The sequence below is a fragment of the Paenibacillus sp. OK076 genome (assembly GCF_900110055.1).
Taxonomy (GTDB): Bacteria; Bacillota; Bacilli; order Paenibacillales; family Paenibacillaceae; genus Paenibacillus.
This window is the reverse complement of sequence record NZ_FOCH01000001.1, coordinates 4,109,130-4,132,194: the sequence shown is the minus strand read 5'-3', so window position 1 is coordinate 4,132,194 and position 23,065 is coordinate 4,109,130. Positions and strand designations below refer to the sequence as shown.

At 46.9% G+C, this 23,065-nt stretch carries 24 protein-coding genes; all 24 read left to right on the top strand.

The window, feature by feature from the left end:
- Positions 1-220: 220 nt before the first annotated feature.
- The gene (locus BMY78_RS18535; RefSeq protein ID WP_090901633.1) at positions 221-565 is read left to right on the top strand and encodes a hypothetical protein; all 345 of its coding nucleotides are present in this window, start codon (positions 221-223) and stop codon (positions 563-565) included.
- A gap of 213 nt (positions 566-778) precedes the next feature.
- A complete protein-coding gene (locus tag BMY78_RS18530; protein ID WP_090901630.1) occupies positions 779-1,138 on the top strand; it encodes a histidine triad nucleotide-binding protein in 360 nt (119 codons plus the stop codon).
- A gap of 189 nt (positions 1,139-1,327) precedes the next feature.
- Positions 1,328-1,501 carry a 30S ribosomal protein S21 gene (rpsU, locus tag BMY78_RS18525; protein WP_005547957.1) on the top strand — a complete coding sequence of 58 codons (174 nt, stop codon included), beginning with the start codon at positions 1,328-1,330 and terminating at the stop codon, positions 1,499-1,501.
- A 15-nt stretch (positions 1,502-1,516) separates the two neighbouring features.
- Positions 1,517-1,960: a GatB/YqeY domain-containing protein gene (locus BMY78_RS18520; RefSeq protein WP_062835503.1), complete on the top strand. Its 444-nt coding sequence runs from the start codon at positions 1,517-1,519 to the stop codon at positions 1,958-1,960.
- Between the two features lie 335 nt (positions 1,961-2,295).
- Positions 2,296-3,618 (top strand): NfeD family protein, encoded by a 1,323-nt coding sequence (locus tag BMY78_RS18515; RefSeq protein WP_090902595.1) that lies wholly within the window; start codon positions 2,296-2,298, stop codon positions 3,616-3,618.
- 162 nt (positions 3,619-3,780) lie between these two features.
- Positions 3,781-4,791, top strand: coding sequence for a flotillin-like protein FloA (gene floA, locus BMY78_RS18510; RefSeq protein WP_076288088.1), 1,011 nt, complete (start codon positions 3,781-3,783; stop codon positions 4,789-4,791).
- Between the two features lie 13 nt (positions 4,792-4,804).
- Positions 4,805-5,422, top strand: a complete 618-nt coding sequence (locus BMY78_RS18505; RefSeq protein ID WP_090901627.1) for a hypothetical protein — start codon at positions 4,805-4,807, stop codon at positions 5,420-5,422.
- Between the two features lie 172 nt (positions 5,423-5,594).
- Positions 5,595-5,888 (top strand): sporulation protein YqfC, encoded by a 294-nt coding sequence (gene yqfC / locus BMY78_RS18500; protein WP_024628472.1) that lies wholly within the window; start codon positions 5,595-5,597, stop codon positions 5,886-5,888.
- Positions 5,885-7,078: a sporulation protein YqfD gene (yqfD, locus tag BMY78_RS18495; protein WP_090901624.1), complete on the top strand. Its 1,194-nt coding sequence runs from the start codon at positions 5,885-5,887 to the stop codon at positions 7,076-7,078. The genes yqfC and yqfD overlap by 4 nt, the downstream gene beginning before the upstream one ends.
- A 6-nt stretch (positions 7,079-7,084) precedes the next feature.
- Complete coding sequence (locus tag BMY78_RS18490) at positions 7,085-8,056, top strand: PhoH family protein (protein ID WP_090901621.1); 972 nt, start codon at positions 7,085-7,087, stop codon at positions 8,054-8,056.
- Between the two features lie 15 nt (positions 8,057-8,071).
- On the top strand, positions 8,072-10,321 hold the full coding sequence (locus tag BMY78_RS18485) for an HD family phosphohydrolase (protein WP_090901618.1): 2,250 nt from the start codon (positions 8,072-8,074) through the stop codon (positions 10,319-10,321).
- A gap of 33 nt (positions 10,322-10,354) precedes the next feature.
- Entirely contained in the window at positions 10,355-10,852 is a 498-nt protein-coding gene (gene ybeY, locus BMY78_RS18480) for an rRNA maturation RNase YbeY (RefSeq protein ID WP_090901615.1), read from the top strand.
- Positions 10,852-11,223, top strand: a complete 372-nt coding sequence (locus BMY78_RS18475; protein ID WP_090901612.1) for a diacylglycerol kinase family protein — start codon at positions 10,852-10,854, stop codon at positions 11,221-11,223. The genes ybeY and BMY78_RS18475 overlap by 1 nt, the downstream gene beginning before the upstream one ends.
- Positions 11,224-11,512: 289 nt before the next feature.
- Positions 11,513-11,926, top strand: coding sequence for a cytidine deaminase (locus BMY78_RS18470; RefSeq protein WP_090901609.1), 414 nt, complete (start codon positions 11,513-11,515; stop codon positions 11,924-11,926).
- A 41-nt stretch (positions 11,927-11,967) separates the two neighbouring features.
- Entirely contained in the window at positions 11,968-12,867 is a 900-nt protein-coding gene (era, locus tag BMY78_RS18465; RefSeq protein WP_090901607.1) for a GTPase Era, read from the top strand.
- Positions 12,868-12,968: 101 nt separating this feature from the next.
- Positions 12,969-13,109 carry a YqzL family protein gene (locus tag BMY78_RS18460; protein WP_090901604.1) on the top strand — a complete coding sequence of 47 codons (141 nt, stop codon included), beginning with the start codon at positions 12,969-12,971 and terminating at the stop codon, positions 13,107-13,109.
- A 33-nt stretch (positions 13,110-13,142) separates the two neighbouring features.
- The gene (gene recO, locus BMY78_RS18455; RefSeq protein ID WP_090901601.1) at positions 13,143-13,895 is read left to right on the top strand and encodes a DNA repair protein RecO; all 753 of its coding nucleotides are present in this window, start codon (positions 13,143-13,145) and stop codon (positions 13,893-13,895) included.
- A 410-nt stretch (positions 13,896-14,305) separates the two neighbouring features.
- Complete coding sequence (gene glyQ, locus BMY78_RS18450) at positions 14,306-15,193, top strand: glycine--tRNA ligase subunit alpha (protein WP_024628463.1); 888 nt, start codon at positions 14,306-14,308, stop codon at positions 15,191-15,193.
- Complete coding sequence (gene glyS / locus BMY78_RS18445; RefSeq protein WP_090901598.1) at positions 15,186-17,261, top strand: glycine--tRNA ligase subunit beta; 2,076 nt, start codon at positions 15,186-15,188, stop codon at positions 17,259-17,261. The genes glyQ and glyS overlap by 8 nt, the downstream gene beginning before the upstream one ends.
- A 228-nt stretch (positions 17,262-17,489) precedes the next feature.
- Positions 17,490-17,957: a YaiI/YqxD family protein gene (locus tag BMY78_RS18440; protein ID WP_371129144.1), complete on the top strand. Its 468-nt coding sequence runs from the start codon at positions 17,490-17,492 to the stop codon at positions 17,955-17,957.
- 47 nt (positions 17,958-18,004) lie between these two features.
- Positions 18,005-19,825 (top strand): DNA primase, encoded by a 1,821-nt coding sequence (gene dnaG, locus BMY78_RS18435; RefSeq protein ID WP_090901593.1) that lies wholly within the window; start codon positions 18,005-18,007, stop codon positions 19,823-19,825.
- A gap of 43 nt (positions 19,826-19,868) precedes the next feature.
- Positions 19,869-21,008, top strand: coding sequence for an RNA polymerase sigma factor RpoD (gene rpoD / locus BMY78_RS18430; protein WP_024628459.1), 1,140 nt, complete (start codon positions 19,869-19,871; stop codon positions 21,006-21,008).
- Between the two features lie 183 nt (positions 21,009-21,191).
- Positions 21,192-21,950 (top strand): tRNA (adenine(22)-N(1))-methyltransferase, encoded by a 759-nt coding sequence (locus BMY78_RS18425; RefSeq protein WP_090901590.1) that lies wholly within the window; start codon positions 21,192-21,194, stop codon positions 21,948-21,950.
- A complete protein-coding gene (locus tag BMY78_RS18420; protein ID WP_090901587.1) occupies positions 21,926-23,041 on the top strand; it encodes a Nif3-like dinuclear metal center hexameric protein in 1,116 nt (371 codons plus the stop codon). Before BMY78_RS18425 ends, BMY78_RS18420 begins: the two co-directional genes overlap by 25 nt.
- The last annotated feature ends 24 nt before the right edge of the window (positions 23,042-23,065 follow it).

The following is a 23,065-nucleotide window of genomic DNA, read 5'->3' as shown; positions in this document are numbered from 1 at the left end:
CTTTATGTTAAGCACCCCGGCGGACGTCTGATCAGGAATAATCCTGGTTAGACGTCCGCGACAGCAGACTTCCGCATGGAAACTGCAACGGGGTGCTTCTTTTTTCTTTTTTAATAGGCACTTATGTTGGAACTCTTGTCATTCACAGTGTCATTTCGCCCAGATCTGAATACCATGAAAGGGTGATGAAGAGCAGAACAGATTCTGGAGGCGATTGATCGTGGAAAAGGTAGAAGCGAAGAAACTGTGTAAGGAACACATGCATCGCTATGTATGTATACAGATGCATGACGGTGCCCATTATGATGGCATCGTGGAAAATGTAGATGATGACATGATTTATTTGGCTGTTCCCGTGGGGCATGAAGCCATAGTTAATCATGCAAACGCAAACTGGGGACCGAATATGATGCCGGTTACTTATCCTGCTCATGCACGGGGATTCTTCCCGGGCTATGGTTACCCCTACCCCTACCCTTATTATGGTTATGGTCGCAGAAGGTTCAATAGGTTGGTACTGCCTCTGATTGGCCTCACTGCCTTAACATTATTACCTTATTATTAATAGAATTGTGTGATGGATTAATACGTGTGATGCGTATAATGACCTTTTTCATCTGTGGTGAACGCTCAGCAGTCCACTAAGATGTGAAAGGTTTTTTTGTTGAAAATTCCGATCTTAGTCACATAGCTGAACAGGTTAAATTGGACGTGAGTTTTCAGTTCCGGTATGATAGAAGGGTATACATAATTTTAAAATCGAAGGAGGGTATGAACAATGGATTGCTTATTTTGCAAAATTGTAGAGGGCAGCATTCCCTCCAATAAGGTACTGGAGAATGACCATGTCATCGTCTTTCATGACATCCATCCCGCTGCACCGACCCATGTACTCGTTATTCCCAAGAAACATATTGCTTCCATGAATGAAGTAACCGCGGAAGACTTGCCATTGATCGGTGAGATTCATTTGGCTGCGCAGGAAGCGGCCAAGCGTCTCGGCGTGGAAGAAACAGGTTACCGACTGATTAATAACTGCGGCAAGGATGGAGAACAGACCGTTCATCATCTGCACTATCATTTGCTTGGTGGGACCCGACTTGGGGTGTTGACAAGTTTGTCAGACTCTCACAAATAAACGATTAAAGTTACTCTAAATCAGGACTGATCCATTTATGCATAAAAGGCATGAATATGGAGCTGAAGTTCACATAAAATAAATGATCATTACGTTAAGGTTGACACCTTTATTACCTTTCGCCTATAATGAAAGGTGATGAACCGTGTTATTGCTCTTGGACGGTCTGGTCGGAGGGAGGGAAAACTGGTGTCTGAAACTAAAGTTCGCAAAAACGAGACTATTGATGCTGCACTTCGTCGTTTTAAACGCTCCATCGCTAAAGATGGCGTATTGGCTGAGGTGAAGAAACGTAAGCATTATGAGAAGCCAAGCGTAAAGCGCAAGAAAAAGTCCGAGGCTGCTCGTAAGAGAAAGTTTTAGGAGGATTTTAACTACATGAATCTTAGCGAACGATTGAACGAAGATATGAAGCAAGCGATGAAGAGTAAGGACAAGTTCAGACTCTCCAACATTCGGTTGATTCGTTCGACGATCAAGAATCTTGAAATAGATTTGAAAAGAGATTTGGATGACAACGAAGTGCTTGATATTCTGAGTCGTGAAATCAAACAGCGCAAAGATGCCCTCCAAGAATTTGACAAAGCGGGCCGTGAAGACCTCGCGGCAAATGCAAAAGCGGAAATTGAAGTACTCATCCAGTACCTTCCCGCACAACTTTCCGAAGAAGAAATTAAAGTTATTGTACAGCAGACCATCCAGGAAACCGGTGCTTCTTCGAAAGCCGAGATGGGGAAAGTTATGGCGGCCCTTATGCCGAAAGTTAAAGGCAAAGCGGACGGCAAACTGGTGAATCAAGCAGTTCAACAATTTCTGCAATAAAGCAAATCAATAAACACCTCCTGACTTGTCAGGGGGTGTTTTTTCCATTTTATATCACTGATACGGTACTCCGTTTCTACAGGAATTTGAAATGTGATCGGAAAGCGCTCATTTGTTCATGGAAATTCACAAATATTGCTTTTAAATGGATAATATATATGATTATGGATTTAAAATGTTGCAATTACTTCCGGTTTCAAATATAATTTTAAGATTTTGAAACGAAATGTTGCATTGTACGTAATAAATACCATAAGCTGGACAGTATAACATTAATGGAAAAGGGGGGACTATTTGTGAAGGGAAAGCGCCGGAAGAAGCTTACGGGGCCATTGATGCTCATGATGCTACTGACGCTGCTGCTTCCTGTCTGGATTGGATCACCGTCAGCGCATGCAGCTGAGAAAAGTGGCGCCGTATATATCATTCCGGTAGATAAACCAATCGAGCAGGGACTTGGCAAGTTTATGGAACGTGGGTTCAAGGAAGCAGAAGAGATGAATGCTGGCCTGATTGTTCTGGATATCAATACGCCGGGAGGGCGTGTCGACACGGCAGAAGAACTAGGTACTTTAATTAAGGAAAGCCCAATTGAAACCGTTGCATTTGTCCGTGGAGATGCTGCCTCGGCCGGAAGTTTTCTGGCTTTGAATGCAGATAAGATCGTAATGTCGCCAGGCAGCATGATTGGTGCGGCAGCGATGGTGGACAGCACGGGTAAACATGTCGATGATCCGAAGTTGGTTGCATTCTGGAAGAGCAAGATGCAGGGCGCGGCTGAGAAAAGTGGCCGTGACGGCAAAATTGCAGCCGGAATGACGGATGTTAACATGGTTGTGGAGATGCCTGAGATTAATAAAACCAAAGAAAAAGGTGAAATTATTGCTCTCTCGGCCGAAGAAGCGCTGAAAGTGGGTTATGCGGACCATATCAGCAACACGCCGGAAGAAGCCGCCGCCTGGCTTGGTTACAGTCAGGATGATGTGTTCACCGTTCAGAGAACAACCGCAGAGAACATATCCACATTTCTCACCAATCCTGTCGTCATGACGGTATTGCTATTCCTCGGAATAGCCGGTGTGATCATTGAGTTGATTGTACCTGGGTTCGGAGTGCCGGGTATTGTTGGTATCGTGTGCTTTGTGCTTTATTTCTCAGGCAATTACATTGCCGGTTTTGCCGGAGCAGAGACATGGGTATTATTCACTGTCGGACTCGTCATGATGATTCTGGAGATGTTTATCCCAAGCTTCGGTATTCTGGGTATTTTGGGATCGATTGCGCTTGTCGCTGGTGTCGTGCGAGCCGCCTATGATACAAGTGATGCATTTATATCGTTAGGTATTGCTTTTGGAGCCGCGCTGGTAGTCATTGCAATCGTTGTTATTCTGTTTAAGGATCGAGGCATATGGAATCGATTCATATTAAGTGACAGGCTGTCTGCTGATCAAGGATACTCTTCGGCGACAGAACGCAAAGAGTTGATCGGTCTGCAGGGTATCAGTTTGACTCCACTTCGTCCTTCGGGAACAGCGATATTTAACGGAGAACGCGTCGATGTGGTGTCGGATGGAGATTTCATTCCGATTGATACACCAATTATTGTGATCAAAGCGGAAGGTACCCGGATTGTGGTTCAACAAGCGTTACCGGTGTAGCCCGCTCTGTTGCCGGAGTTGATTAAAGCTTCGGCAATGTACATAACCATTCTACGGAGGCTGCTAGTGGAGTGGTGTGAATCAATGCACAGCAGCAAAGTTCCACACCGTTTTTATCATGTTTCTTACAAAAATCAAATTGCAAATGGAGGAATTTTGACTATGGAACCAACCTTGATTACGGTTTTGCTCATTGCGGTAGTTGCGATTATCGTATTGAGCGTATTCTTCAGCTTTTTCCCGGTGATGCTCTGGATCTCAGCCCTTGCATCGGGCGTACGCGTGGGGATTATCACGCTGGTAGCGATGAGACTAAGACGTGTAACGCCTAGCCGGATCGTAAATCCACTGATTAAAGCAACTAAAGCCGGACTTCAATTGACAATGAACCAACTGGAGAGTCACTTCCTGGCCGGTGGTAACGTAGACCGAGTTGTCAACGCCCTGATTGCTGCACAACGTGCGAACATTCCTCTCGAATTTGAACGTGCAGCAGCGATCGACCTTGCAGGTCGTGACGTATTGCAAGCCGTACAGATGAGTGTAAACCCACGTGTTATTGAAACACCGATTGTTTCTGCGGTAGCCAAAGATGGTATCGAAGTTAAAGTAAGAGCACGGGTTACGGTTCGTGCCAATATTGACCGCCTCGTCGGTGGTGCGGGTGAAGAGACGATTATCGCCCGTGTCGGCGAAGGTATCGTAAGTACGAACGGTTCCTCGAATTCCCATAAAGACGTCCTGGAAAATCCGGATCTCATCTCCCGTACCGTATTGTCCAAAGGTCTGGATGCAGGTACCGCTTTTGAAATCCTGTCTATTGATATCGCGGACGTGGATGTAGGTAAAAACATTGGTGCCTTCCTGCAAACGGAGCAGGCAGAGGCTGACAAACGTATTGCACAGGCGAAAGCGGAAGAACGTCGTGCTATGGCCGTAGCTCAAGAGCAAGAGATGAAAGCGCGCGTAGTGGAAATGAGAGCGCGTGTGGTTGAGTCCGAATCTCAAGTACCTCTGGCAATGTCTGAAGCACTCCGCAGCGGTAAAATTGGTGTAATGGACTACATGAACCTGAAAAACATTGAAGCAGATACTCAAATGCGTAACACATTGGGAAAACCTGGTGAAGGTTCGAACTCCAACGATCAGGGTGATTCCAAAAACGGAAGATAGGCGGTGAGTGCATATGGGCCTATTTGAATGGATTTTTAACAATCTGTATATTGTAGCAGTCATCGCTTTTGCACTCTTTTCCTTCATTGGAAAAGCAGCCAAGTCGGCTGATCCGAATAAAAAGCGTCCAAGTAACGGGATGCCAACGTTTGGAGGGAGTGGTGATTCAGATCGGGATGATCGCTCGCGGGGGAATACTGCACCGCAGCAGTCATCGGCTCCTTCTGATCCCCGCTATGACGAGCAGTATGACGAACGGTACGATGAGCGGTATGAAGATGATCAGTATGATGATCGTTATGATCAAACCTATTCAGAGCCGGCGACGACATCTGCTCGTCCCGTTGATGACGATTTAGGAGGACGGAGTTCTTTGGGTGGAATGGCAAACTCGCTTGAAGAACAAATGAAAGTGATGGAGCAACGACAACGTGAAATTCGAGAGCGACTGGATCGTATTTCTACTGCAAATACACCGGTTGTGTCTGACTCGGGTTGGGATGAAGTTTCATCCAGTGAGTCTGGAACGTCCCAGCTTCGCCGGGAAGACATTCGTACTGGTGTGTTGTGGGCAGAAGTTCTCGGTTCTCCGCGCTCTAAACAACCCTTTGGGACACGAGGCAAACTATAACTTCATATGGTTTTAATAAGTGAAAAGCCGTCTCTGGTGAGCATAATCCCAGACGACGGCTTTTTTCTGTTTAGGCCTCTTTTTATTTTCACATCTAACACGTTCCGTAGTTTTCATAATTTCAGGAATCTGCGCATAAGTTGAACTGTAGAGGAAGGGGGAAGACCTTCGAATGACCCGGATCAGCCGCAAGCTGCGCAGATGGACCAGTGAAGTTCTGGATCTGCCGCAGGACGTGCTTTACGATATGCCACGGTTAACCCTGATCGGCACAAAGCAATTGTATATAGAGAATCATCGTGGTGTCATTCATTTTACACCGGATCGCATCGTTCTGGCTCTCTCACAGGGTCAGTTGGAGATCAAAGGGACTGAACTGATGATTCGAAATATTTTGCCGGATGAAGTAGCTGTTGAAGGAACAATTCTGGATATTCATATGAATGGAGCGGAGGGGAACGGATGAAGCAGCCCAGTCTGTACAAACTGCGCGGAGCAGTCCGAATCACGGTTACTGGGGGGGATATTGAAGCATTAATCAATACGCTGGCAGAGCAGGGACTGGAAGTATGGGACCTGCGTGCCCATGACGGACGCAAGGCAGAAATGAATATTCTGCTACCGCATTTTTTCAGGCTGCGTCCTTTGCTGAAACGGACAGGCTGCCGGGTAAAGGTGACACACCGAAGTGGGTTTCCTTTTTTTGCAGCCCGTTTGCTAAGAAGGAAGTTCTTTCTGGGCGGCATGTTGTTTTTTGTAGCAGCTCTGTTTGCATTGTCATCGATGGTTTGGGATGTAGAAGTGAAAGGCAATGTGACGATTCCCACGGATGAAGTGCTCGCAGCAGCAAAGAAAGAAGGTATCTATCCCTTCCAGTGGGGATTTCGGCTGCAAAGCCAGGACAAGCTCTCCAGACAGCTCGCGCTGGCTCTTCCAGATGTAACCTGGATCGGGGTGAGCAAAGAAGGGACAACCATCACCATCCAGGTTGTGGAGTCAGCACAGCCCAAGCGTGAACCACTGCTGAACCCGAGACACTTGGTCAGTAAAACAGATGCTGTAATCACTCAAATTTATGCCGAGCAGGGGCGCCCTGTCGTGCAGAAGGACATGCGTGTCAAGAAGGGACAGGTCCTGATATCCGGTATTTTGGGAGATGAAGAGAATACAAAGACCATTGTTGCCAAAGGGGAAGTGCGCGGACTGGTATGGCGTGAATATCAAGTCGAAGTCCCTCTTGTGCAGAAACATAATACAATGACTGGAGAAAGCAAGGAACGTTTTTACATTGTGCTGGGGAAATGGGCGGTACAACTCTGGGGATACGGGAATACGCCTTTTACCACATTTGATACCGAAAGTGATCATAAGCCGCTGACCTGGAGATCCTTCACACTTCCCATGGGATGGCTGACAGAGAAAGATTTGGAAACGCGGGAACAAGAGGAGCAGCACACGGTTGAATGGGCTAGAACGAAAGGATTGGAAGGAGCAAGAAACGATATTATCGCTAAAAACGGCAAAGGAACGAAAATTTTAAGCGAAAAAATTTTGCATGAGAAGAAAGAGAATGGTAAAGTTTATATGAAAGTATTATTTGAAGTGGAAGAAAGCATTGCGGAAGAACTTCCGTTAGTCCATAGTCAAGGAGAATGAGGCTATTTGTCAGAGCAAACACGCAGCATACGAATCTCCCTCCAAAGTGCGGGAGAGGGTCAATCTCTTTTTGGACCCCAAGATATTTTTCTGAAACAAATTGAATCCGAGATTCCTGCCCAGATCGCATCCCGTGAAGCGGAGATTGTAATCCATGGCAACATTCAGAATGTAGAATCGCTTGAACAATTATTTGATGTGTTGTTGCAATTGGTACGTAACGGATACGTGTTAACCGAAAGGGACGTTAAGTATGCCATTGAGCTGGCAAAAGAACTGCGTGCAGACCAGCTTCTGGATCTGTTCAAAGGCGAGATTACAACGACGTACCGTGGGAAGCCGATCCGTGTTAAAACGATTGGACAGAAACACTATGTAACTACAATTAAAAAACGTGATGTTGTATTTGGTATCGGTCCTGCCGGTACAGGTAAAACGTATCTTGCTGTTGTGCTGGCTGTGGCAGCACTTAAGGAAGGAAGCGTCAAGCGGATCGTGCTCACAAGACCTGCAGTTGAAGCGGGAGAGAGTCTTGGTTTCTTGCCTGGTGATCTTCAGGAAAAAGTTGATCCTTATTTACGGCCGCTGTATGACGCTTTGTACGATGTTATGGGACAAGAGCAGACTGCGAAAGCACTGGAGCGCGGTTTGATTGAAATTGCACCTCTAGCCTATATGCGGGGACGTACACTGGATGATTCGTTTATTATCCTGGATGAAGCCCAGAATACGACACCGGAGCAGATGAAAATGTTTCTGACCCGTCTCGGTTTTGGCTCCAAAATGGTCATTACTGGTGACGTGACACAAATCGATTTACCGCGCGGCAAAAAGTCGGGGCTTGTGGAGGCAAATACAATCCTGGGCCAAGTGGAAGAGATTGGATTTGTCTATTTTGCCGAGCAAGACGTTGTACGGCACTCCCTCGTCCAGAAAATTATCGTCGCCTATAACCACGCCGCAGAAAATCAAGAATAGAAAGGGATTGTCTCGATGACCTCGAAGGAACTGTCAAAAGGCAAATCTTTTCAAAATAGAGCTACAGGATGGAAGTATAGCGTGTGGGCACGCTATCTTCTGTTTTTGTTTCTGGTGATCCTCTTCTACGTGGGTCTTGCTTCCAAGCTGCTCCCTGAGCGGTATGATATCCAGGAAGGCACACGGAGTGAAGTCAATATTGCTGCGCCCATGCAGATCCCGAATACCAAGGCTACACTGAAAGCGCAAGAAGAAGCTGCTGAACGTGTGCAGCCGATGTTTCAGATCGTGCAGATGCGGAACGAAAATCTGATAACGACTCTGCTTGATCGTATTGATCGACTGAATCAGGATGATCAGATTTCCAGTCAGGACAAGATTGACATCTATCGTGATGAAATACCACAGCGTCAGAAAGACTTTGTTTCCAACTTTATCAACAACAACCGGAAAGCGGGTACATACTCCGAAACGCTGTTGGAAGAGATCAGAAATGTGGTACAGGAGCAGAGCTACCGCATCCCGGAAGAGACATATATCAAAATTTCACGTCTGACTTCGGATGATATTCAGGAGATGAAGGCCGTCGCTCGGGATATCGTCTCCAGATTAATGACCGACCAGATTAGTGAGGCAACAACAGCTCGTGCCAAAGTGGCCGAGATGGTGAGTGTGAGCTCCTTAAGCAAGCGTACGCAGCGTGAGGTTGTGCAGGAGCTTGCTCGTCTTGTAGTGACGTCCAACCGCTTCTACGATGAAGAGGGTACAAAAGAAGCTAAAGTACAGGCTCGTGAGAACACTCAAACGGTGTTTATCAAGCAAGGCGATACGCTTGTTGCCAAGGGTGAGATGATTACCCCGGAGATGTACACCCTTCTGGGCGAGAACGATTTGCTGAAAAACGAAGTGAACTATTGGCCTCAGCTTGGACTACTTATGCTGTCCTGTCTGTTGTCTGCAGCGATTCTCATGTACATTCAGCAATTCAGCGGAACGCATTTCAAATATAATAATGCTCAGCTGCTGATGCTTGTTCTCATATTTATCATTACGATTGTGGTTATGCATGTTACTGCGATACTCCAGACCAGTGAGAATTCATACGTAGGCTTTCTTGCTCCTGTTGCCGTAGGAGCCATGCTAATTGCATTGCTGCTGGATACATCGCTTGCCTTTGTCTGCTCGATTATTATCGGCATGCTGTCGAGCATTATTTTGAATACACATCAGGGTCAGATTTTTGACTTTGAACTTGGATTCTTCGCCGTGTTAGTATCGTTTGTTGCGATCTTCGCCACCCATCGGGCAAGTCAGCGGTCTACGATCCTGAAAGGCGCCATTATGGTTTGTCTTTTCGGATCGATCGCAGTTTTCACGCTGGCTCTGATTGACTCAAGTGACTGGAACCGGACGACAACGCTGTACGGCATCGGATTTGCGTTTGCCGGTGGCGTACTGACCGCCATATTGGTTATTGGGCTGATGCCGTTTTTTGAAACCTCGTTTGGCATCTTGTCTGCGCTGAAACTGGTGGAACTGTCTAATCCTAATCACCCACTATTGCGCAAACTGCTAACAGAGACACCGGGCACATATCACCACAGTGTGATGGTAGGAAACCTTTCAGAAGCCGCCGCGGAGGCAATCGGTGCCAATGGGTTGTTATGTCGGGTCGGCTCGTATTACCATGATATTGGCAAGACCAAGCGACCGATTTATTTTATTGAAAATCAAAACAATATGGAAAATCCGCATGATTCGATTGATCCAAAGCTGAGCAAGTCCATTATAGTGGCTCACGCACGCGATGGTGTGGAAATGCAGAAGGACTACAAGCTGCCTAGGCCTATTCGGGACATTGCTGAGCAGCATCATGGAACAACTTTCCTGCATTATTTCTATCACAAAGCACTGCGTCAGGCTGAGGAAGCAGGAGTAGAACCTGATTTTACGGAAGATGATTTCCGTTATCCGGGTCCCAAGGCTCAGTCCAAAGAGTCGGCGATTGTTGGTATTGCTGACAGCGTGGAAGCTGCGGTCCGTTCCTTACGGAAACCTACTGTGGAACAAGTGGAGTCCATGATCGAAAAGATTATTAAAGGTCGGCTGGACGATCATCAGTTTAACGATTGTGATCTGACGATGAGGGAGCTGGATATCGTCGCCAAGACCCTTAAGGAAACCGTTATGGGCATATTCCACTCCAGGATTGAATATCCGGAAGAAATGAAGAAACCGAAGCCAACCTCGCCTGAAGCAGGTTGATTCGCTAATATGAGAAGACAGGAGTATGAAAGAATGAGTCTTAACCTAGCTTGGAATAATGAACAACAGGATAAAGAAATTACCGAACCGATGATTGCAATGCTGGAACAGCTGCTGAACCTTGCAGGGGAAGCAGAGGGTGTTGCGGACGGGGAAGTAGCCCTGACTTTCGTAGATGATGAGCAGATTCATGAGCTGAACCGTGACTATCGCGGCATTGATCGTCCAACAGATGTATTGTCTTTTGCAATGAATGAGACTGTGGATGAGGAGCTGGATATCATCTACGAACTGGACGAGGATGAGGAAATGGAAGAAATGCCTGATGTGCTGGGGGATATTATTATTTCTGTTCCACGGACCATTCTGCAGAGTAAAGAATATGGCCATTCATTTGAACGTGAGCTCGGGTTCCTGTTTGTTCATGGCTTCTTGCATCTGCTTGGATATGATCATCAGGATGAAGCCAGCGAAGCCGAAATGATGGGCAAACAGGAAGCGGTACTCGCCCAAGCCGGGTTGACACGATAATGAAAAGGCGCTCCTGGGGGATGGTATTCCGCAATGCTGCGGAAGGAATCGTATACGGGCTGCGGACTCAGCGGAATATAAGAGTTCATACAGGAGTCGCCATTTTGATGTGTGCAGCCGGCTTTTTTTTCGGGATTTCCAGAACGGACTGGATGTTTGTATTAACAGCTGTCTTTCTGGTTCTTGTGACGGAGCTGATGAATACAGCAGTGGAAGCTGCGGTAGATCTGGCGCATCCGCATATACATCCGCTGGCAAAAGCGGCGAAGGACACCGCGGCCGGTGCAGTTTTGCTGGCTGCGGTGTTCGCCGTCATCATCGGGTGTGTCGTTTTCATTAAGCCGGTGATGAGCTGGCTGGGTTTGCTCTGATTCTGTTTTTGTTTTGATTTTAATATTACACACAAATTATAAAGTTGGACTCATTTTTAAGTTGGACTTCTGGTTTGCACAATAACGGAGAGGTCAGAAAAAACCTGTAGAAGCGAAGCGTTCGCCTTTATCCCCGGATTTTCACTTTGGAAAAGGGAATCAATAAAATCTGGGGATAACAGCGATCGTAAGGTTGTTCTGACAGCGGAGAGGCTAGTGCAAATGTTTTTAAGTTAAACTTAACTCATTGAGTGCAACTTTATATACACCCCAAAGGGAGAGATTAATTATGGATAATGGTTTATTGATGCAAGAAGCAATTAAGGCACGTACGAAAGCGTATACGCCTTATTCTCATTTTGGTGTAGGTGCAGCTTTGCTTGACAGTGAGGGACATGTGCATCATGGTTGTAATATTGAGAATGCTGCTTATACGCCAGGCAACTGTGCTGAGCGTACAGCTATGTTCAGCGCGATTGCAGGAGGTAAGCAACCACGCAGTTTCAAAGCCATGGCCATTGTAGGAGATACAGACGGCCCGATTGCTCCATGCGGCGTATGTCGTCAAGTAATGTACGAGCTGTGTGAACCGGATATGAAAGTTATTCTGGGTAACTTGAAAGGTGATCTGCAGGAAACTACAGTTGCCGAACTATTGCCATGGGCTTTTGGACCATCTGATCTGAACTCTGCTAAAAAGTAAAAACCAATACATTCCAGGCCTAGGCGCCTGAGGAGGAACATATGAAAAAACAAGCATTCAAATCCGGCTTTGTAGCCATTATTGGACGTCCCAATGTAGGTAAATCCACACTGATGAACCAAGTCATTGGACAGAAGATTGCGATCATGTCGGACAAGCCACAAACGACGCGTAATAAGATTCATGGTGTATATACATCGGAACAACAACAAATCGTTTTCCTGGATACGCCAGGGATTCACAAACGTCAATCCAAGCTCGGCGATTACATGAACCAGACCGCTTTGAACACGCTCGGAGAAGTCGAAGCTGCTCTGTTCCTGATCGATGCCTCGGAAGGCATGGGCGGTGGTGACCGTTATATTGCCGAACAATTGAAAAATGTGCGGACGCCTGTCATTCTTGTCATGAACAAAATTGATAAAATTGAGCCGGAAGCACTGCTTCCGCTGATTGAGGAATATCGCAAGCTGCACAATTTCGCTGAAATCGTACCTGTTTCTGCCATGCTCGGCAGCAATGTAAGCACGTTGCTGGAGCAGCTCGGCAAGTATTTGCCGGAAGGTCCGCAGTACTATCCAGATGACCAGGTCACAGACCATCCAGAGCAGTTTGTTTGTGCCGAGTTAATTCGGGAGAAAATTTTGCAAATGACGCGCGAAGAAGTTCCTCACTCCATTGCAGTAACGATTGAGGATATGAAAGTACAGGACAACGGCGTCGTTTATATTTCAGCCGTCATCTTTGTGGAGCGTGATTCACAAAAAGGGATCATTATCGGAAAACAGGGTGCCTTGCTCAAAGAAGTGGGGAAACGTGCCCGTCAGGATATTCAGAATCTGTTGGGCTCCAAAATCTTCATGGATCTTTGGGTTAAAGTGAAGAAGGACTGGAGAAACCAGGAGCGAGTGCTGAGAGATCTGGGATTCGGTCGCGAATAATAAATGTAGTATCCAGTAATTGCATCACATAGTTTACCTTGCAGGACTCCATCCTATCTGGTAGAAGCAGACGTCATTTCCGAAGAGAGGATGAAATTCCGATGCGAGATTTTTCGTGGAAGGTTTTTGCGATGACGGGGGATGTGGAATCCTATCTGTTGTATGCCGAGGCGTGTGGCTCGGTGGGACAGGAGTCTGAACCTGCAAGGGAAGTGATTGAAGATGAAGAAGCCGAAGGTTAATTGGCTAATTCGGGAATGGTTAGGTGACGAGGCATGCTATATAGGGTGGAAGGGATTGTCATCCGCAGCATGGACTACGGCGAGGGGAACAAAATCATTACGCTTTGCACCGAAAGCGGCGGGAAAGTAGGGGTACTCGTCCGCGGTGCCAAAAAGCCCAAAAGCCGACATGCTGCACTGGTGCAGCCATTTACGTACGGTCAATATGTATATTTTCGCAACACCGGTCTGGGGACACTAAACGCAGGTGAGATCATCGAATCTTATCACGAGCTGCGTGAAGATCTGATAAAGGCCTCCTATGCATCTTATGCCTGTGAACTGCTGGATCGTGTGTTGCAGGATGAAGAGACGGGCACGTTCTGGTTCAAACAGTTGAAAGCCTGTCTTCAGGCGTTGAAGGAAGAGAAGGATCCGGTCGTCATCACAAGTCTGTATGAAATGAAAATATTACAGGCAGCCGGGTACGGACCTCAGCTTGATGATTGCATTTCTTGTGGTCACGAACGTCCGGATGAGCAATTATTTGTTAGTCCTAGACTCGGGGGCGTTCTGTGCCGTGCTTGCAAACACTTTGATCCTCCGGCGATGTCCGTTAGTCCGAAGACGTTGAAGCTCTTGCGTCTGTTTGCACAGCTGGATCTGCAAAGGCTTGGTAATATATCGGTGAGCGAAGGCACCCGGGATGAGATCAAAAAAATCATGAGGGCCTTTATGGATCATCAGCTTGGCTTGAATCTCAAATCCCGTTCTTTTCTTGATCAAATGGAAAAGTACGGGATTTGAGTCGTCTTGATACGAAATAATTAATATATCTTGACTTCGTACTTATTTTTATATATTATGAACTATAATTTCTCTTTTGGAGACATGCATTGAACGAGAAAGTAGGAGACTGGATTTATTACATTCAGGAGCAGAAGGGGTCGGTTGACCTTTTTAATCTTGTGTGAGCGAGCCGGGGATGGTGGGAGCCGGGTTGAATCGGTCTGTGAAATGGCACTCGGGAGCATGAATGACACGGAAAAGTGGGCTTGAATGAACAGGATCTCCTGTTTATATCTAAGCCAAGTAGGGTGGAACCGCGGGAATAGCTCTCGTCCCTATGTCTGTATAACAGGCGTAGGACGGGGGCTTTTTATTGTCTGTACCGTTCTAGGCTTGTTCACCACAAACCATCGAAAAGGAGCATGATTATGAATTTTCAGCAGATGATCCTCACGCTGCAACAATTCTGGGCCGAGCACAACTGTATTATTGTTCAACCATATGATACGGAAAAAGGGGCAGGTACGATGAATCCGATGACCTTTTTGCGTTCGCTTGGACCCGAGCCTTGGAAAGTAGCTTATGTAGAGCCGTCCCGCCGTCCTTCGGATGGTCGTTATGGAGAAAATCCAAACCGTCTCTATCAGCATCATCAATTCCAGGTTATTATCAAGCCTTCGCCGGACAATATTCAGGAGATTTACCTGGAAAGTCTGAAACAATTGGGCATTGATCCGCTCAAACATGATATTCGGTTTGTTGAAGACAACTGGGAGAACCCTTCCCTCGGCTGTGCGGGTCTTGGCTGGGAAGTATGGCTGGACGGTATGGAGATCACCCAATTTACGTATTTCCAACAAGTCGGTGGGATCGAGACGAACCCGGTAGCGGTTGAGATTACGTATGGTATGGAGCGTCTTGCTTCATACATTCAGGAAAAAGAAAATGTGTTTGAACTGGAATGGGTAGACGGCATTACATATGGTGATGTGTTCCGTCAGCCTGAATTCGAACACTCCAAATATACGTTTGAAGTATCTGATGTCAAAATGTTGTTTACGCTCTTCAACATGCATGAAGAGGAAGCGAACAAGGCAATGGCACAGAATCTGGTTTTTCCGGCATACGACTATGTGTTGAAATGTTCACATACGTTCAACCTGCTGGATGCGCGAGGAGCAATCAGTGTAACGGAGCGTACCGGGTACATTACCCGTGTGCGTAATCTGGCTCGTCAAGTAGCTGCAACATATGTGGAAGAGCGTGAGAAGCTCGGCTTCCCGCTGATCAAGAAAGGGGGAGCTGAGCATGTCTAAGGATCTGTTGTTTGAAATTGGTCTGGAAGAAGTGCCTGCTCGCTTCATGCGAGCAGCAATTGAACAGCTGCAGGATCGTGTTGTGAAATGGCTGGATGCATCCCGCATTGCTTATGGTGAAGTGAATGCCTATGCTACACCGCGCCGTCTGGCTGTTTTGATCAAGGATGTTGCCGAGAAACAGGAGGACGTGGAGGAAGAAGTAAAAGGACCTTCCCGTAAAATCGCATTGGACGACAGTGGTAACTGGAGTAAAGCTGCGCTCGGTTTTGCCCGCAGTCAGGGTGTTGAACCGGATCAGTTCACATTCAAGGAACTGAGCGGCGTGGAATATATCTACGCGACCAAGAGCAGCAAAGGCGTGGAAACGGCCTCTGTAATCGGTCAGGGTTTGCTGGCTATACTGCATGCCATGACGTTCCCGAAATTCATGCGCTGGGCTTCGTATGATTTCAAATTCGTACGTCCGATTCGCTGGATTGTCGCTCTGCTCGGTAACGATGTTATTGAGTTGGAAGTTGCAGGCGTAAAGTCTGGCAATGTAACACGTGGACATCGTTTCCTAGGTAAAGAGGCGGTTATTTCGGATCCCGCTTCGTATGTGGAAGTGCTTCGTTCCGAGCACGTCATTGCAGATATCAAAGAACGTGAGCAGATGATTGTATCCCAGATCCAGGCACTGGCTGCCGAGAAAAAATGGGATATTGCAATCAAGGAAGATTTGCTCGAAGAGGTTCTGTTCCTGGTTGAGACACCAACAGTGCTGTTCGGAACATTCGAATCTTCATTTTTGAATATTCCACAAGAGGTACTGATTACTTCGATGCGTGAGCATCAACGTTATTTCCCGGTGCTTGATAATGATGGACAATTACTTCCATACTTCGTTACGGTTCGTAACGGCGGCAGCGATTCACTGGATGTCATTGCAAAAGGGAACGAAAAGGTACTTCGTGCACGTCTGTCTGATGCCAAGTTCTTCTACGAGGAAGACCAGAAGCTGGAGATCAAGGATGCGTTATCGAAACTGGAAAGTATCGTCTTCCAGGAAGAGCTGGGAACGGTTGGAGATAAAGTTCGCCGTATTCGCAAAATTGCGGATGGTTTGGCTAGCAAACTGCAAGTATCTGATGATGTAGCCGAAGCGGTGAGTCGTTCAGCAGATATCTGCAAATTCGACCTTGTTACACTTATGGTGGGAGAATTCCCTGAACTGCAAGGTGTGATGGGTGAAGATTATGCCCGCAAAGCTGGTGAAAAAGAAGAAGTGGCCAAAGCGGTGTTTGAGCACTATCAGCCACGCTTTGCCGGGGATCAATCTCCTGCTTCGCTCGTTGGTGCTATAGTGAGTGCTGCGGATAAAATGGATACAATTGTAGGTTGTTTCTCGATCAATATCATTCCTACAGGATCTCAAGATCCGTACGCACTGCGCCGTCAGGCAGCAGGTATCGTCCAAATTTTGCTGGATCACAATCTTCCGCTGACATTATCCGATGTATTCGGCGTGGCACTTCAAGTGCATGCTCAGATGAACCTGTTGAAACGTGCGGATGAAGAGGTGCGTAAAGATTTGCAGGACTTCTTCGGTCTTCGTGTGAAAAAACTGTTGTCGGAAACGGTCCGTTATGATGTTGTGGACGCAGTGATTTCTTCCGGATTTGATGATATCAGCGCGGTAGTTCCAAAAGGTGAGGCACTCATGGCAGCTGTTCAAACGGGAGATGCCTTCAAAACAACCGTCGAATCCTTCAACCGTGTGGGTAATCTGGCTGCCAAAGCATCCAATGCTTCGGTTCATGCAGAACTCTTCACTGAAGAAGGAGAGCGCCAGCTGCATGAAGCATGGAGCAAAACCAATGAGGAATATCGTCAGGTATTGTCTCAGCATGCTGCTGCTGAAGCGCTCGCGATTGCATCGGCTTGGAAGGAAGCGATCACCGTATTCTTCGATTCGGTTATGGTTATGGCTGAAGATGAGGCTGTGCGTGCGAATCGTCTGGCATTGCTTGCAGCCATTGACCGTGATCTGAAAGCTTTTGCTGATTTCTCCAAACTGGTCTGGTAGTCGGGACGGTTTTTGCTCCGGTAGGACAGATCTGCGGCAAAGTATAAATTCAGTATTAAAGAAGGATATATGAGGGTATAAATATACGGAACGGATTGTGAAAAATTTATATTTACAGCCGTTCCGTATTTTAGCCTTTGATTTCCATAGACCGGTCAGAAGGATTTTGACTGGCTGGGGTCGTATATTACAATATGCAGCTATTTTATGAAACCGGGTGGTCTGGCTTTGAGTGAGTTGAATGTACGGCACATTGTTGTGGATGGTGATGCTTGCCCAGTCAAAGCTGAGATCGCTGAAACAGCTCTCCGATTCAAAGTTCCTGTATTGATGGTTTCTTCATTTGACCATTTTCTTCAGGGCGGAGAAGGCGTGCGCACCGTTCAGGTAGATCGAAGTGATCAGAGTGCAGACCTGTACATTGCCAATCACATCAAGCCGTACGATGTGGTCATAACACAGGATTATGGACTGGCGGCGCTCGCACTTGGCAAACGTTGTTATGTTTTATCATTTCGTGGTCGTGAGTTTAATGATCGTGACATTGATTTCATGCTGGATTCCCGTCATACTGCAGCCAAAGCTCGAAAAAGAGGGCATTATGGAAAAGGCCCAAAGCCCTTCACAGAGCAGGATCGGGAAATTTTTCAACATAAACTGACAAAACTTTTGAAAGATTTGCAGGAGAATGTGTAAGTTTATCGAATAATATTTACGTGTTAAAGAGATGAAGGTGGACCAAGATGAGTACCGGACAAGGCGGTATACCCGAAAGCATTATTGAATCGGTGTTACAGCAGCATGATATCGTCGATACGGTGAGCCGATTTGTACATCTGACCAAACAGGGGAAATATATGAAAGGCCTCTGTCCTTTTCATTCTGAGAAGACGCCTTCGTTTACAGTTACGCCAGAGAAACAAATTTTCTATTGCTACGGTTGCGGCACGGGTGGAAATGCCATCAAATTCAGGATGGAAATCGAAGGGTTATCCTTTCCCGAGGCTGTCAAGACGATGGCAGAAGAAAGCCACATTTCAATGGGGGACTGGCAAGGGCGTGAATCGGCTCATGTTAATCCAGAGACTGAACGTTTATTGGAAGCATATGAGCTTACCGCGAAGCTGTACCATTTCTTATTGAAAAATACAGAGCACGGTAAAGTGGCTATGGAATATTTACGCTCACGTGGGTTTAGCGACAAACTCATTGACCAATTCCAGATTGGCTATGCGCCTAATCGCTGGGATACCTTGGTACAATTTCTGGAAAAGCGCGAATTTCCGCTTGAAGAGATGGAAAAGGGTGGTTTACTGTCACCGCGAAACGAAGGTCAGGGGTATGTGGACCGTTTCCGGGACAGGGTCATGTTTCCGATTAATGGCAGGAGCGGTAAGCCGATTGCATTTGCGGGTCGCATTTTGGGAGACGGGCAACCGAAGTACCTAAATTCACCGGAAACCCGGTTATTTAACAAAAGCCGTGTTCTCTACAATCTGCATCATGCCAAAAATGCAATTCGCAAACAAAGGCAGGCCATATTGTTCGAAGGGTATGGCGATGTTATCTCCGCCTGGGATCAGGATATCCAGAACGGTGTAGCGGCAATGGGTACCGCGCTCACTGAGAATCAGGCATTGATGCTTAAAGGCATGTGTGATGAAGTCATCGTATGTTATGACGGCGATCGAGCCGGACAGGCTGCAGCACTCAAAAACTTCCCTATTCTTGAGGAAGCCGGATTGCAGGTCAAAATTGCTCTGATACCGGATGGGCTCGACCCGGATGATTTTATCCGCAAGTATGGTGGTGAACGGTTCCGAAACCAGATTGTGGACGGCGCCGTAACGACTACAAAATTTAAGCTTATAAACCTAAAAAAAAACCATATACTGCTAGAAGGCGGCGGACAAATCGCTTATTCCAAGGAAGCGGTCAAACTTATTGCTCCTTTATCTTCTCCTACAGAACGGGAAGTATATCTTCGGGAACTGGCTGCGGAAGTGGATGTTTCATTTGAAACACTGAAACAGGAGTGTAATGAAGAACGGGAGGCCATGAAAAATAACCTCCAGTATGGGGATAATAACCCGAAAAGGTGGAATAATGGTAGGCAACAAAATAGGCAGGTGCCTACACCCAATATGTTGCCGGCTTACCACGCTGCTGAACGCAAGCTGCTCGCCTGGATGCTTCAGGATGATGAGGCTGCCCAGTACGTGAATGAGCATCTTGGTGAAGCTTTTAACTTGGATGATCATGCAGCTATTGCTGCTTATCTATATGCCTATTATGCGCAAGGCAAACCGTCGGATACAAGCCGTTTTATGTCTTCGCTGCATGACGACCGACTGGAAAAAACGGTCAGTTCAATCTCGATGATGGATGGTCCAGGTGAATGGAGTATTCAAGTGCTCGACGATTGCATCAGGGAAGTGCTGAAATATCCGCGTAAGAAAGAGTACGACCTGAAAAAAGAAGAAATGATTGCTGCAGAGCGGGCAGGTGATTCTGTACGCGCGGCACAAATTGCAATTGAAATGATTGCCCTAGAGAGACAGTGAACGTCTGAATGTTGGATGTTTCTAGGGAGGAGGGAGTCGAGTTATGGCGAATGATCAGCATACTGAACTAGAAACAGAATTGACGCTGGATCAGGTTAAGGATCAATTGATTGAGTCAGGTAAGAAAAGAGCTTCGTTGAACTACAAGGAAATTATAGAAAAACTCTCCCCGTTTGAGCAAGACGCTGAGCAGATGGATGAGTTCTATGAACAACTGAGCGATCTGGGTATTGATGTTGTGAACGAAAATGATGAAGAGGTAACCCTTCGCCCTAGTGAAGATTCCGAGAACAACACCAGAGAGGGAGACGATGAATTCCACTTTGATGATGATCTGAGCCTTCCACCAGGAATCAAAATCAACGACCCTGTTCGTATGTATCTCAAAGAAATTGGTCGTGTACCTTTGTTGTCTGCGGATGACGAAGTAGAACTGGCTAAACGGATTGAAAACGGGGATGAAGAGGCGAAACGTCGTTTGGCTGAAGCTAACCTTCGTCTCGTGGTCAGTATCGCCAAGCGTTATGTTGGACGTGGCATGTTGTTCCTGGATCTGATTCAGGAAGGTAACATGGGTCTGATCAAAGCTGTTGAGAAGTTCGACCACAAAAAGGGCTATAAATTCAGTACGTATGCGACATGGTGGATTCGCCAAGCGATCACCCGTGCGATTGCGGACCAGGCGCGTACCATTCGTATCCCTGTGCATATGGTGGAGACGATCAATAAGCTGATCCGGGTATCCCGTCAGCTGTTGCAGGAACTTGGGCGTGAACCGACACCAGAAGAAATCGCTGCCGAGATGGATCTGAGTGTGGAAAAAGTTCGTGAGATTACGAAGATTGCTCAGGAACCGGTTTCCTTGGAAACACCGATTGGTGAGGAAGATGATTCCCATCTGGGTGATTTCATCGAGGATCAGGAAGCGCTGGCTCCGGCGGATGCTGCTGCTTATGAGCTGCTGAAAGAACAGCTCGAAGATGTCCTGGATACTTTGACTGAGCGTGAAGAGAATGTGCTTCGTCTGCGTTTTGGTCTGGACGATGGACGTACAAGAACGCTGGAAGAAGTGGGCAAGGTATTTGGTGTTACGCGTGAGCGTATTCGTCAGATTGAAGCCAAGGCTCTTCGTAAATTGCGTCACCCTAGCCGTAGTAAACGGCTTAAAGATTTCCTCGAATAAATCACTATGGGAGACTTTCCGCAAGACGCTTAAGCGGCGGCGGGGTCTCCTTTATTTTTAAATTGAACATCTAAATTTCTTGGTTTTGGTAATTCATCCTTGAAATGTTTTATTGGATTTCATTTTATCGCTTTTCGTTGTTCAATGCAAATCAATAAATTAAATGAATGGTGTAGGTGCTTCATGAAACTTTCGAATCGATTACAGCGGATACATGATCAAATTCCCGAAGGCAGCCGCTTGGCTGACATTGGCTCAGACCACGCTTTGCTTCCGGTAGCGGCAGTACGCAGCGGGAAAGCAGTTACTGCAATAGCCGGAGAAGTTAATCCCGGCCCTTATGAAGCTGCACGCAAGCAAGTCAGTGATGCTGGACTGAAGGAACAAATTACAGTACGTCGTGGTGATGGCTTGGATATCATCTCTGCAGGAGAAGTGGACGTTATCACCATTGCCGGTATGGGAGGAGCACTCATTGCCTCCATTCTGGATCGCGGCCTCTCCAAGCTGGATGAGGTCAAGCTTCTCATTTTGCAGCCTAATGTTGGTGAGGATATTCTCAGACGTTGGTTGTTGGAACATCACTGGGTGGTTGTTGCAGAGCAGCTGCTTGAGGAAGATGGCAAAGTGTACGAGATTATTACAGCAATGCCGAAGGAACTCAGTCCGATTGCCAATGAGGAAGTGTATCGCGCACGACCGCTTGAAGGCGGAGTGGAATTGACATCAGATTTGCTGCTGCGCATGGGGCCTTATTTAACAGACCGTCCTACGGATGTTTTTTTTGCCAAATGGGAGAGCGAAATCGTCAAGCTGCAAAGTGTTGTGCAGTCCATCTCCAAATCCGATCAGGAGTCCTCGCGGGACAAGGCGGCTGAGGTGGAGCGTCTTATTGTGAACTTGAAGGAGGTACTCTCATGTTTGCCAAAGGTCAAACTGTAATTCAATTGATGGAGCAGCTTGCTCCCAAACATCTGGCCGTGCCGGACGATCGGATTGGTCTTCAACTTGGCAGTTTGCAAAAGGAAATTACGCACGTTCTTATCGCGCTTGATGTTACGAACGAAGTTGTAGACGAGGCTATTCGGATTGGAGCTAATCTGATTATTGCGCACCATGCCATCATTTTCCGTCCGGTCAAATCATTGAACACTGACACACCCATGGGGAAATTGTACGAGAAGCTGATCAAGCATGATATTGCGGTGTACATTAGTCATACCAATCTGGATGTTGCTGAAGGTGGCATGAATGACTGGATGGCCGAGGCCATTGGAATAGAGAGCAAGGAATCACTTGAGGATGTACATACAGATCATTTATTTAAATTGGCTGTATTTGTACCCCGCACCCATCATGAGCAGGTGCTCCAAGCGATCCTCGAAGCCGGCGCTGGCAGTATTGGTCAGTACAATAAGTGCAGCTTCAACACCGAAGGTACAGGTACTTTTGTACCGGGTGAGGGGACACAGCCCTTTATCGGTACAGAGGGACAGATGGAGCGTGTAGAGGAAATGCGGATTGAGACCATTGTACCGCAGAGTCTGCGCAGCAAGGTTATACAAGCGATGCTGAAGGCTCATCCGTATGAGGAAGTGGCCTATGACCTGTATGCAATGGATTTAAAAGGCCGTACGCTGGGTTTGGGGCGCTTGGGACCACTCAACCAACCAAAGACACTCGGTGAGCTGGTGGAGGTCGTTAAGGCCCAACTGGATGTGCCATACGTTCGGGTGGTAGGCGATCTCCATCGGCAGATCAAAAAAGCAGCTGTGCTTGGCGGTTCAGGCAGCCGTTATACCCTTCCAGCACGATTCAAAGGTGCAGATGTTATCGTAACTGGAGACATTGATTATCATACGGCTCATGATGCGCTGATGGCGGGCATGTGTATTATCGATGTCGGGCATAATGCAGAGAAAATCATGAAACCGAAAACTGCGGACTGGCTGCGTTTACGTTTGGAAGACAAACGTTATGACACACAAGTAACTGCATCCGAGATAAACACGGAAGTTTTTCAGTTTATTTAAAAGTACTCGGGTTCATGGCTTCCA